12 protein-coding genes are annotated in these 11,962 nt (G+C 60.2%); 5 read left to right on the top strand and 7 right to left on the bottom strand.

Annotated features, from left to right (window positions below; all coding sequences use genetic code 11):
- Positions 1 to 48 precede the first annotated feature (48 nt).
- From ACN0SD_RS15530 to dsbD, 4 genes are all read right to left on the bottom strand, one after another.
- Positions 49 to 651 carry a thioredoxin family protein gene (locus ACN0SD_RS15530; RefSeq protein ID WP_417809136.1) on the bottom strand — a complete coding sequence of 201 codons (603 nt, stop codon included), beginning with the start codon at positions 649 to 651 and terminating at the stop codon, positions 49 to 51.
- A 196-nt stretch (positions 652 to 847) separates the two neighbouring features.
- Complete coding sequence (locus ACN0SD_RS15525; RefSeq protein ID WP_417809135.1) at positions 848 to 1,447, bottom strand: DsbA family protein; 600 nt, start codon at positions 1,445 to 1,447, stop codon at positions 848 to 850.
- Positions 1,444 to 2,199, bottom strand: coding sequence for a L,D-transpeptidase (locus ACN0SD_RS15520; RefSeq protein ID WP_417809134.1), 756 nt, complete (start codon positions 2,197 to 2,199; stop codon positions 1,444 to 1,446). Before ACN0SD_RS15520 ends, ACN0SD_RS15525 begins: the two co-directional genes overlap by 4 nt.
- Entirely contained in the window at positions 2,196 to 4,070 is a 1,875-nt protein-coding gene (dsbD, locus tag ACN0SD_RS15515) for a protein-disulfide reductase DsbD (RefSeq protein ID WP_417809133.1), read from the bottom strand. The genes ACN0SD_RS15520 and dsbD overlap by 4 nt, the downstream gene beginning before the upstream one ends.
- A gap of 73 nt (positions 4,071 to 4,143) precedes the next feature.
- On the opposite strand from dsbD, the gene ACN0SD_RS15510 reads away from it, so the two are divergent.
- From ACN0SD_RS15510 to ACN0SD_RS15490, 5 genes are all read left to right on the top strand, one after another.
- Complete coding sequence (locus ACN0SD_RS15510; RefSeq protein ID WP_417809131.1) at positions 4,144 to 4,839, top strand: response regulator; 696 nt, start codon at positions 4,144 to 4,146, stop codon at positions 4,837 to 4,839.
- The gene (locus ACN0SD_RS15505; RefSeq protein WP_417809164.1) at positions 4,812 to 6,170 is read left to right on the top strand and encodes an ATP-binding protein; all 1,359 of its coding nucleotides are present in this window, start codon (positions 4,812 to 4,814) and stop codon (positions 6,168 to 6,170) included. Before ACN0SD_RS15510 ends, ACN0SD_RS15505 begins: the two co-directional genes overlap by 28 nt.
- 184 nt (positions 6,171 to 6,354) lie before the next feature.
- Entirely contained in the window at positions 6,355 to 7,047 is a 693-nt protein-coding gene (locus ACN0SD_RS15500; protein ID WP_417809130.1) for a 5-formyltetrahydrofolate cyclo-ligase, read from the top strand.
- Positions 7,048 to 7,323: 276 nt separating this feature from the next.
- Entirely contained in the window at positions 7,324 to 7,530 is a 207-nt protein-coding gene (locus ACN0SD_RS15495) for a hypothetical protein (protein WP_417809165.1), read from the top strand.
- A gap of 690 nt (positions 7,531 to 8,220) precedes the next feature.
- The gene (locus ACN0SD_RS15490) at positions 8,221 to 8,406 is read left to right on the top strand and encodes a PLDc N-terminal domain-containing protein (protein ID WP_417809129.1); all 186 of its coding nucleotides are present in this window, start codon (positions 8,221 to 8,223) and stop codon (positions 8,404 to 8,406) included.
- 93 nt (positions 8,407 to 8,499) lie between these two features.
- Here the strand turns inward: ACN0SD_RS15490 and ilvD are convergent, their stop codons facing one another.
- The 3 genes from ilvD to ACN0SD_RS15475 form a co-directional block, all read right to left on the bottom strand.
- Positions 8,500 to 10,335 (bottom strand): dihydroxy-acid dehydratase, encoded by a 1,836-nt coding sequence (ilvD, locus tag ACN0SD_RS15485; protein WP_417809128.1) that lies wholly within the window; start codon positions 10,333 to 10,335, stop codon positions 8,500 to 8,502.
- A 510-nt stretch (positions 10,336 to 10,845) separates the two neighbouring features.
- A complete protein-coding gene (locus tag ACN0SD_RS15480) occupies positions 10,846 to 11,010 on the bottom strand; it encodes a hypothetical protein (protein ID WP_417809127.1) in 165 nt (54 codons plus the stop codon).
- A gap of 83 nt (positions 11,011 to 11,093) precedes the next feature.
- The gene (locus tag ACN0SD_RS15475; protein ID WP_417809126.1) at positions 11,094 to 11,906 is read right to left on the bottom strand and encodes an IS30 family transposase; all 813 of its coding nucleotides are present in this window, start codon (positions 11,904 to 11,906) and stop codon (positions 11,094 to 11,096) included.
- Between the last annotated feature and the right edge of the window lie 56 nt (positions 11,907 to 11,962).

The following is an 11,962-nucleotide window of genomic DNA, read 5'->3' as shown; positions in this document are numbered from 1 at the left end:
AGTGAGATGGGCTACCGCATCCGAGATTGGGGGGCGCAGGATCGAGATCTACCACACATTCGGGTCGATGCCCTGCGCCTGAAGCGCTGCGAACTTGTCTTGCAGGAACCGCTGGAACGGCTGATCGCGATAGGCACCGCTGGCGACGTATTCGAGACCCGAGAGATGGTGGAACGGCTTGAAATAGCCCGGCATGCGAAACGCCTCGGCTTGGCGCAGATCTTCGGCACCGGCGTTTTGGGCCGGAATCAAGATCTGCGTCGGCGTGAAATTCACGAACCATTTTTGCGCCAGCGCGCGTTCTTCCAGCGCCTCGCCGTCAAAATCGACGCTCTCTCGCGCGCCCCACAGATCAAGTTGCACGACGGTGAAATTGGCCTCGATCAGCTCGATGATTTCGCGGCGTTGGAAATTGACCAGATGCATCTCGCGGCAATAGGGGCAGCCGCGTTGCTCAAACAGAACGAGCAGGCCCTTGCCCGCTGCGGCGGCTTCGTTCAGGTCATCACCGAAATCAAGAAAGCTGTCGTGAAAGAACGGCTGCTGGTAAAGACCACCGTCGCCCATCACCGCCTCGGCCCGCGCGCGCCTTGGCACCAAACCTGCGGCGGCGGCCCCTGCCATCAGGGTGAAAATCTCGCGTCGGTTCATCGCAGGTTCCTCCCTTGCCTGCCAAGCATGTTAGCACAAATCGTCCGATCCGCGAAAAATGCGCGCGCTGTTTTTGCCTAAGCGCGTTCAATATCGACAAGGCTCTGGCACAAACCGCAGGATATTGTCCGCAAACATGATAAAGCCCCCGGTGCCTGTCAGGCCTGCCGGGGGGCTATCATCCGCGCGCCGGAGTTCAAGCCGCGCGGGTGGTCTTAATCGCATCGCGCAAAGTGGCCGCATCGACCGCACCCGGATACACATCGCGCCCGATGATATAGGCGGGCGTGCCCTGCAACCCGATTGCCACCGCCTGCTGGTCATTGCGTATCAACAGCGCGTCGATCTGTTTGCGGTTGGCTTTGTAGCCCGCCATGGCTTGTTTCGGATCAACTCCCGCCGCGCTGAGCACCGTCTCGATCTGCGCGTTGGACAGCTTGCCTTTGGTCGCCATCAGCGCCTCGAGCGCGGTTTCATACTTGCCCATGCTCTGCGCGCCCAGCGCCAGTTGCGAGGCATAGACCGAAGGTGCGCCAAAGATCGGCCAATCCTTCATGACAACGCGCAAATTGCCGTCTTCCTTCATCACCTGCTCAATGACGGGATGGTTCGATTTGCAATAGGGGCATTGGTAGTCAAAGAACTCGACAAGGGTCACGTCGCCCTTAGGATTGCCCATCGCGGGGGCGTTGGGGTCGTGAAAGACAGCCTCGGGGGTGATGTCGGCGGCAAGGCTTGCGCGGGGCAAGATCAGCGCGGTGCCGGTTAGTGCAAGAAAGGTTCTGCGGTCGATCATGTCTGGTCTCCTACGGATGTTTCGGGATTGGGAAAATCATCGGCGCTATAGGGCACTGGCGGCAGGGGCTGGCCCGGCGGCACCGTGCCCTGGCCGCTTTGAGCGCGGGTCAGCACGACAACATCCGTGCCCGAGCGCACCCGGTCGGCCAAGTCGATGATGTCTTGGTTGAACAGCCGGATGCAGCCTGCCGAGGTCGCCTTGCCGATGCTGGAATCGTCCATCGTGCCGTGGATGCGGTAAAACGTGTCCTTGTTGCCGCGATGCAGATACAGCGCGCGTGCGCCCAGCGGATTATCAAGCCCGCCCTTAAGCCCGTCTTTGACAGGGCCGTAAAGCGCGGGGTCGTCCTTGATCATGTTCTGCGTCGGCGTCCAGCTTGGCCAATCGCGCTGATAGGGAATGTGACCCTCACCCGCAAATCCGCGCCCGTCCTCACCCACAGCCACGGTGTATCGCAGCGCGCGGTTGTCCTTTTGCACAAAGTAAAGTTTGCGCGCCCAAGGATCGACGACAATCGTGCCGGGCGGCTTATCCGTCCAGTATTCGACCTCCTGACGGGCCTTATCCTCGCTGAGATATTTCGGATTGACCGCCGGGATCAAGCGGCCGTCATCCTCGGTCGCGCTATAGATCTCACGCAGATGCGCGCTAAGCTGTGGCGTGGCCGGGGCGGGCGCTGTCTGGGGCGGTTCGGGTGCGCAAGCGGCAAGCACGACGAGGGCGAGCATGGCGATTTTTGCATGCATCATTGCGCGATCTCCTTGAGTGATGCGGTTAGGGTGGGGGCTGTGACGTCTCCGACTAATCGGCTGCCCTGCGCCTCTTGATGGTTAGGGCCAAGAAAGATCAGCGTCGGCGGGCCGATCACCCCAAGCGATTTCAAAAGCGCTTGTTGCGATGCGCCCGTTTTCGTCACATCGACGGCAATTGGCGTGACCTGTTTCAGCGCGGCCTGCACCTGCGGATCGGGCAGCACCTTGCGCTTGATCGTGGCGCATTCGGTGCACCAATCTGCCGTGACCATCAGCATCACTGGCTTGTCTTTGGCACTGGCGAGCGCGGCGGTTAACGCCTCGGGCGTCTCGACATGGGTGAAATCAGCTTCGGTCAATGTGGCCGTTGCCTGCGGTGCTGCACCTGCGCGGGCGGTAAACCGATCAAGCGGGCGCAGCGGGTCGCTTGCGCCGCTGGCCGCGCCGATGGCCTCAAGCGCGCCGGCCAGCAATGCGGCGATTCCAAGCGCGCCACCAACGCGGCGGATCGCGGGCGTCGCTGCGTCAAAGCGATCGCGTCCGCCAAGCCAGACGCCCACGCCGATCAACCACAGCGCCCAAAGCGCAAGCAGCGCAGTTCCCGGCAGCACGCGCCCCAACAGCCAGATCGCCATGCCGAGAAAGACAAATCCGAAGGCGCGGTTGATTCCGGTCATCCAGCTGCCCATGCGCGGCAGAACAGCCGAGCCAAACAGCCCCACTGCAAGCAGCGGTACGCCCTGTCCCAGCCCCAGTGCAAACAGCGCCGCAGCCCCGAGCGTCGCATCGCCAGTTTGCGCGATATACAGGAACGCACCCGCCAGCGGCGCGGTCACGCAAGGCCCCACGATCAGCGTCGAGGTAAAGCCCAGCAGCGCCGCCCCGGCAAGCGTGCCGCGCGGTCCTTTGAGCGAGCTGACCTTGTTGGTCAAGCCTTGCGGCAAGCGCAGATCGAACAGCCCGAAAGAGGCCAGCGCCAGCAGCGCAAAAAGCGCGGCCAATGCGGCAATCACCGCCGGGGCCTGCAGCAGGAATTGCAGGTTTTGCCCCGACCACGCGGCGACGATACCCAACAGTCCGAAAGCCGACGCCATCGCAAGCACATAGGTGCCAGTCAGCGCCAAACCGCGCGCAGGTGTCAGCCCCTTGCCTTGCGCGCCCAACATCGCGGCAACAATCGGCACCATCGGCAGTACGCAAGGCGTAAAGGCCAGCAATAGACCAAAGCCAAAGAAACTTAGCACCACAAACGCCGCGCCCCCCTTTGCCGCGATCCCGGCGACAAGTCCGCCATCCGAGGACAGGCTCAGGGTTTGCGGCGATGCTTGTGCCGCCATGCTTGTAGTCTGGGGCGCGCTGCTTGGCGCGCTCTGGTCGGTCTGCGACATCGCATTCCCCGAGGTCGCGCCGATCCCCGCGGGCGGCGTGATCTCTCGGCTTTGCGGCGGATAGCACAGCCCCTTTTCCTCGCAGCCCTGCCAGTGCAGTGTGAACGGCCCGGTGATCCCGCTCACCGTTGCCTGCGTGTGATCGTGCCAGATTTCAACGGTGCCGAAATTGGGATCATCCTTCATTACGCCCGGCGTGCTGTGCAGCACGGGCGCAGCGCCGTCCTTGGCGCTGACCGTCAAGTGGTCGCGATATAGGTAGTAGCCCGGCGCAATATCAATCGACACATCCAGCGTGCCGTCATCCACCCAACGCGTCTGAACCTGAAACGCCTGCTCCGGGCTAAGCGGCCCGCCGCCCTTGGGTTTGAGCAACTCAAAACCCTGTGCTTGCGCAAGGCCCGACATGGCGAGAAAGAAAGCGATCCCCAAAGCGATCAGGGCGCGAAGAAAAACGGGAGGTTGGGTATAAGTGTTCATGCTCGCCAAATCGCGGGCGAATCTTAAGTCAGTCTTAAGGTTCGTGCGCTTCAAGCACGGCGAAGGAGAAAATATGCGTCTACTCGTCGTCGAAGATGACCACATTCTGGCAGATGGGCTCAAGGTGGGGTTGGGCATGACGGGTTTTACACCCGATGTGGTCGGTACGCTTGAGGATGCGCGCGCCGCCCTTGCAGGCACGCGCTATGCAGCACTCGTGTTGGACCTGATGCTGCCCGACGGGTCGGGGCTTGATTTGCTACGCGAGTTACGCGCGCGGCGCGCCGACATGCCCGTGCTGCTGCTGACCGCGCGCGACGATGTCGAGGACCGCGTGGCGGGGCTGGATGCGGGCGCAGATGACTATCTTGGCAAGCCCTTTGATCTTGACGAATTGGCTGCCCGTCTGCGCGCCTTGACTCGTCGTGCCGATGGGCGCGCCTCGGCAAGCATTTCCCATGACGGTCTGGTGCTTGACCTCAGCGCGCGATCGGCGACATTCGACGGCCAGCCGCTAAGACTCTCGCGGCGCGAATTCGCCGTGCTTCAGGCGCTGGCCGAGCGCCCCGGTCGCGTGCTGGCGAAATCCGATCTTGAAGAGCGTCTTTACGGCTGGGACGCGGAAGTCGAAAGCAACGCCGTCGAGGTTCACATTCACCATCTTCGCGCCAAGCTCGGGCGCGAGTTCATCGAAACCCTGCGCGGTATCGGCTACCGCATCCGCCCCGAGGAGCAAACGCCATCTCCCTCCGCCTCCGCCTTTTCCTGATCCTGACCGGCGCGACGCTCGCGGTCTGGCTTTCGGCTGTGCTCTGGATCGAGCATTCGACCCGCGCCGAAGTGCAAAGGGTTCTTGATGCGCGTCTGGTCGAGGCGGCGCGGATGGTTTCCTCGCTGGTGTCAAAAAACCAGATGGCGCTCAACCGTGACGCGCCGGGGCAAATATCACTGCCCGAGAGCACGAGCTATGAGCATCAGCAATTCTGCCAGATATGGTCCTTTTCGGGCGGGCTGGTGGGGCGTTCTGATGGCGCACCAAGCGAGCAACTGGTGCCCGCAAGCGCGACCGGATTTCGCAACGTCACCCAAGGCGGCAAGGCGTTGCGCGTCTACACAATCGTTGATCGCAACATTGGCGGGCAGGTCACTGTCGGCGACAGCCTTGAGTTGCGCGACCGGCTGGTGCGCGATGTGATTGCAGGCTTTCTTTGGCCTGCGCTGGTGATTTTGCCGATAATGTGGGCGTTGATCTGGCTGTCCATCGCCAGAGGGCTTGCGCCGCTCGATCGTTTCGCGCGGGACTTGGCAACGCGGCAGGTCAGTGACCTCGGCGCGCTGCCCGACACCGACCGGAGACCGCGCGAAATTCGCCCTGTCGCGAGCGCGCTCAACGATCTGCTTGCCCGTTTGGGCATCGCGCGTGATCGCGAGCGCGACTTTATTTCCTACGCGGCCCATGAGCTGAAGACCCCGCTTGCCGGGCTAAAGACGCAAGCCCATATTGCGCGGCGAGCGCCTGATGCCAAAACCCGCGATCATGCGCTTTCGGCCATTGAGACCTCGGTTGGCCGAACGGATCGGATGGTGCACCAGTTGCTTGATCTTGCACGGGTCGAAAGCAGAAAAGAGCGCGGCGAACCGGTCAACCTGATAGCGATTTTGCAGCAGGTGCTCAGCGCTCTCGCCGAGTTCGCGGATCACAAGGGGGTGCCGCTTGAATTTGAGGAAACCGCCATCAGCCCTGCTCTGCTCGCCGATCCGTTCCTGCTCACCATCGCGCTGCGCAACCTGATCGAGAACGCGATTCAGGCAAGTCCGACGGGTGAGACAGTCGCCGTGACCTTGGCGGCGACAGGCCCGGATCTGAGCATCGATATTCGTGATAAAGGCCCCGGTTTGCCCCCGGAAATTGCCACGCAAGCCCATCAGAAATTCATCAAGGGGAGCGACAGCGACCAGACGGGCAGCGGCCTTGGTCTGTCCATCGCAACAGATGCGATTGAGGCGCTTGGCGGCGTGATCCGGTTTGAGCGACGCGCGGACGGTCATCACACGATCATCGTTCTTTCAAAGGGGAACGCAATCTTAAGGCCTGCGTAGAGCGCGTCGCTTCGCTGGCAGCGCCGCAGGACTGTCATATCCGCGCACTCAGTTTTCACCGCTGCCATGCCCTGATCTTGCGCGGCATCGTGCAAGAGTCGCTTGCCAATAGGACCCCTCATGCCTGAGAATATTTGGAGCATTGCCCGGAGTGCGATCTGCTTGGCGGGAAGGGGGAGGACCAATGAGTAAGAACAAACCGACGCCGGGCAGCTATGCTTCGCCGCCCTGTCTGGCCCACGAAATCGACCCGACTTATTTCGATCCGCTTGGCGTTGACGCACAACAGGCACGTGATGTGGCGCGCTGGCGCAAGGCGGAACGGGCGCGGCTTTTGACAGAGCGCACGGCGCTTTCAGTAGACACGCGCAAAGCCGCCGCGATCGCCATTGCCGATCATCTTGAGCATCTGCTTGCACAGCGCTTTGACACCCTCAACGGGTTGACGATTTCGGCTTGGTGGCCAATCAAGGCCGAGATTGATTTGCGCTTCTGGCTTGCCAAATTAGCCAAGCGTGGGGCACGGGCCGCCTTGCCGCTGGTCACCACCAAGAATGCACCTCTGACCTTTCGCGAATGGACGCCGCAGACGCGGATGACGCGCGGGTTCTGGAATATCCCCGTGCCCGCCGAGGGGGCCGACATTGTCCCTGACATCACCCTGTCCCCGGTCGTTGGCTGGGATGGTGCGGGGTTTCGGCTGGGCTACGGCGGGGGCTATTTCGACCGCACGCTTGCCGCGATTGCGCCGCCTCCCATGGCTATCGGGATCGGGTTGGACGCAGCACGGATCACCACAATTTTCCCCCAGCCCCATGACATAGCGATGCACGCTATCATAACGCAAAGCGGCATCGCCAAACAGGAGCAGATCTGATGGCGGGGCGGTGTGTCGAAAGGGTGAAGCTGGTAGCCCACTGAGAGAACCGAGCGGGCGGGTGTCTAAAGCAAAGTTGTCGTTGAAAACACTGACGACTGTGAACCACTCTGGAGCGTGAGGGGCACGGAGCACTTGCCCGACCCGTCAAGATAACGCTTACCCTGCGCATCGATGATGTAGGCACCTTCGCCCTTTGTGGCTATGGGCAAAGTCGCTTTGGTGTGGCGCGGAAATACATGGGTCAGGTCGGTCCCCCCTTCGGGACAGGAAAGCGTGAAACTCGCCGGTACAGAGATAAAACACATGGATCATACGTTGGCGAGAAATTCCAAACTGGCCCCTGCAAAGGTCTCGCGGCTGGCCCAAGCGCTGCAGTATCAAAACTTCGAGGCTCTGCGCGACGTCATGCGCAACCAGTTCGGGTGTCGAGTGCTCGCCTTTGCAGACCTCCTCTTCAAAGAGCAAGAATTACAGGAATAGGGTGCAAAGCTCCGATAGCGGAGCACACAACCCGCGCGGCTGGGTTGTCTTCATGGTCACCGTTGTTGCGCTGAGTTGGTTGATCTTGCTGGTCCTGCTGGCGTGACCAATCGGACCTTACGTCTTGCCGGGCAACATGATCAATAACGCCTGCCAGATCCATCTGACCTATGCCATTTTTTTGTTGTCGACGATGGCCTATCCGTTGTTCAAGTTAGTCCCCAATGACTACGTGCCTTGTTATGATTGGGCGATGGTGCAGTTTCGCAACCGTAGAATCCGGTCTTCAATGGCATGCAGTCCTCATGACGGTCTTCGGGGGCCGCCGCCGTCACGCGCTTAAAATACTGGTTCATAACCGCCGCGCGGCGATGTTGCGTGCATGATTGAAAAATTCACGCAACCCGCCCTGACCTAAATACAGACAGTAGGGCCAGAATGGATTTATTTTGACGCTTATTGGTGTTTCATGACTCCTAAAACGGAGCGTTAAAATGCGTGATTTCAATGGATTAAACGAGGATGAGATGGCCTAGCTTGAGCCTTTCTTCCCGAAATCCCAAGGCAGGCCACGCGCTGATTGGCGTTGTTGGCGGCTCCTTCCGTTTTTCTTTTGATTTGGGGCGTTGGAACAAATGCCGCGCGCTGCGAGTTCATCTCGCAGAACATAAACGGAAAGGGAGAGTGTTCATGTTTAGCATGATTGGGGCCGCCATCGTCTTCATTTTGGATATTTGGGCCATTGTGTCGATCTTGGGATCAGGCGCGTCGACGGGGGGCAAAATTTTGTGGATATTGCTGATCCTCATCTTGCCGGTGCTGGGTTTCATCATCTGGCTGGTAGCTGGGCCGAAAAGCGGCAAACAAATCGCCTGATGCTTCGCGCACAGAGCATTTAAACGACACACGGACGCGCTCTTAGGTGGAGCGCGTCCGTTTTTTGTAGTTTGTCCTGCGTAACCCGTAGGATCAATCAGGCAGAATACGCACGCCACCCTTGGCAGCTGAACTCGCCAGCAACGCATAAGCCTTGAGCGCGGTAGACACGGCGCGTTTGCGCGGTGCGGCAGGTTTCCATGGCAGCGGACCTTTGGCGGCACGGCGCGCCTCAAGCGTGGCATCATCGACGGCAAGATTTATCGTGCGACCGGGGATGTCGATCTCGATCAGATCGCCGGTTTCCACCAGTCCGATCAGTCCACCCTCTTCGGCCTCGGGGCTGACATGGCCGATCGACAGGCCCGAAGTGCCGCCCGAAAACCGTCCATCCGTCAGCAGCGCGCATTTCGCGCCCAAGCCCTTGGATTTCAGGTAAGAGGTCGGATACAGCATCTCTTGCATGCCCGGCCCGCCACGCGGCCCCTCATATCGGATGACGACAACTTCGCCCTCGACAACTTTACCCGTCAAGATCGCTGAAACTGCATCATCCTGACTTTCAAACACCTTGGCCGGACCCGAAAATTTCAGGATCGAGTCATCCACCCCGGCGGTTTTCACGATGCAGCCCTGCGTCGCGATATTGCCCGACAGAACCGCCAGCCCGCCATCTTGCGAAAACGCATGCTCAGCCGTGCGGATTACGCCCGTCTTGCGGTCGCGATCAGTCTCTTTGTAGCGGTTCTGGGTGGAAAATGCTTGCGTGGTGCGCACTCCGCCCGGCGCTGCGCGGTAAAACGCGTCAACGGCCGCATCATTGGCGACCATCACGTCCCATTTCGCCAGCGCCTCGCCCATGGTTTCGGAATGCACCGTGCGGGCCCCGGAATGGATCAGCCCGGCCCGGTTCATCTCACCCAGAATTCCCATAATGCCGCCAGCGCGATGCACGTCTTCCATATGCACGTCCTGTTTCGCAGGCGCGACCTTACACAGCACCGGCACTTTGCGCGAGAGCCGGTCTATATCGTCCATCGTGAAATCTACCTCGCCCTCATGGGCAATCGCCAGCAAGTGCAGCACCGTGTTGGTCGAACCGCCCATCGCGATATCAAGGCTCATCGCGTTTTCAAACGCCTCGACGGTGGCGATTTCACGGGGTAGCAGGCCCTTGTCTTCCAGCTCGTAGTGACGACGAGTGATCTCGACGATCTTGCGACCGGCTTCAAGGAACAGCTCCTTGCGGTCGGCATGGGTCGCCAGCATCGAGCCATTGCCCGGCAGCGCCAGACCCAGCGCCTCGGCCAGACAGTTCATCGAGTTGGCCGTGAACATCCCCGAGCAAGACCCGCAAGTCGGGCAGGCGTTGGCCTCCATCTCGGCGACCTGAGCGTCGGTGTAATTGTCATCCGCCGCGATCACCATCGCATCGACCAGATCAACTGCGCGTTCCAAATCATCAATCGTGACCTTGCCCGCTTCCATCGGCCCGCCGGAGACGAAGATGACCGGAATATTCAGCCGCATCGCCGCCATCATCATGCCGGGCGTGATCTTGTCGCAGTTCGAAATACACACCATCGCATCGGCGCAATGCGCGTTGACCATATATTCAACCGAATCCGCGATGATCTCGCGCGACGGCAGCGAATAGAGCATCCCATCATGGCCCATCGCGATGCCATCATCGACTGCGATCGTGTTAAATTCCTTGGCAACTCCACCGGCGTTTTCAATCTCGCGCGCGACCATCTGGCCCAGATCCTTAAGGTGGACATGGCCGGGCACGAATTGCGTGAACGAGTTCACAACGGCGATGATCGGCTTGCCAAAATCATCATCGGTCATGCCGGTGGCGCGCCAGAGGCCGCGCGCGCCTGCCATATTGCGCCCATGGGTGGATTTGCGAGAACGATAAAAGGCCATGGATTTTTCCGTTTCTGTCGCGCCCGCGTGAGTGTGGGCAATTTCCTGTCGTGGCCTCTTCATTATAGCATGGGAAAAGCGTTGAACAGACCCCGACAGATCAGAGCGCTCTGCGCCAATCTGCATAGCTCGCATGCTCGCTCAAAGGTTGGGCGATTGGCCGACTGCCCCCGGATTTTGGTGCAGCAGGCGAGGTGCAGGATCAGATTCCATGCCGTTGCTGTACCGATGAACAACCGAGTGAGGGCAGATTTTGGATGAAGAGAATTGAAACGCAGCGGAGGTCGTGGTGACATATGTGCCAGACAGGAATGGGTCGGCATCCAACCCCAGAAATAGATTTCAATGGCAGTCAGGGATAACTATCGGCGCCGCTATGCTGTCGTTAGCTAGCTCCGAGTGCCTCTTGTTCGTGGCGTTCGGCACGCCACACGTTGGCACATTGTGAGGCCCTCCGGAGCTTGGGTGACGCGAGCGAGAGAGTGTTTCTCACTCGGAAATAGGGCGGATTCAAATTGCAAGCGCAACGGTTGATTTGAAGGCCTCGATTTCTTCGGCCATAGCTTCGGCGGGGGGGCTCCAGCCGAGGGTTTTTCTCGGGCGGTTGTTCATCAGGGCTGCGACGTCGTTCAGCCAGGTTTGAGTGGTGTCGCTGAGGTCGGTTCCCTTGGGCATGAACTGGCGCAGCAGACCGTTGGTGTTTTCGTTCGATCCGCGCTGCTAGGGCGCGTGTGGATCGCAAAACCAGATGTCGATCTTCAGGCGACGGGCCAATTCCGGGTGCAGGCCATCCCTTGCCCGGCAATGGTTTGCTCGCAAACCATGAGAGGGTCCGATCCACGGTCATAGGTCATGCTTTTGCGCAGTGCGAGGGGCAGACGTTTCATCTGTCGGGTGAAGCTGTCGAGAACCGCCTCGGCTCCGTTTCCGTTCATTTTGCATAGAACGACGAAGCGGGTCTTGCGCTCGAGCAAGGTTCCCACCGACGAGCGGTTGAACGCGCCCTTGATCAGATCGCCCTCCCAGTGGCCAGGCACCAGCCGCGCCTCAATCTCCTCGGGGCGATTGATAATTCGCAATGCTTCCGGGACCATGTCACTGCCCGCAATCGTCGTGCGTTTCAGCCCACGCCTGGGCTTGGCCTGCCGCAGCGCTTCAATCATTGCAGCCTTCAGGCCGCCGCGTGGCTGCGCATAGATCGCTGCATAGATGGTTTCATGGCTGACGCGATCCGAAGGGTCATCGGGCTTCATGAGCCGCAGTCTGTGCGCAATCTGCTCGGGTGACCAGCGGCGATGAACGAGGTGAGTGTGAACGAACCGTTGGAGTTCACTGCCCTCGACCAGCTTTCGCGGGCGGCGGCATCGCGTGCGGCGGACATCATAGACAAGCCGCGCCGATTGCGGGCAATAGCTGCCGTCATCCTGCCGACCCCGCGCCAATTCGCGACAGATCGTGCTTGCCGGGCGGCGCAAAAGCTGCCCGATCCACCGCTGATTGCTGCCCCGATTATGTTCGGCGAATATCACGCCTCGTTCCTCGCTGCTGAGGTGCTTGCATCGTCTGTCCATCGCAACATCCTATGCCCTCAGGGCTTTGGGTGTTGCACTTGAAACTTGAGCCTAAG

Source organism: Thioclava sp. (assembly GCF_048263065.1).
Lineage (GTDB): Bacteria > Pseudomonadota > Alphaproteobacteria > Rhodobacterales > Rhodobacteraceae > Thioclava.
This window is presented reverse-complemented; position numbering and strand designations above follow the sequence as displayed.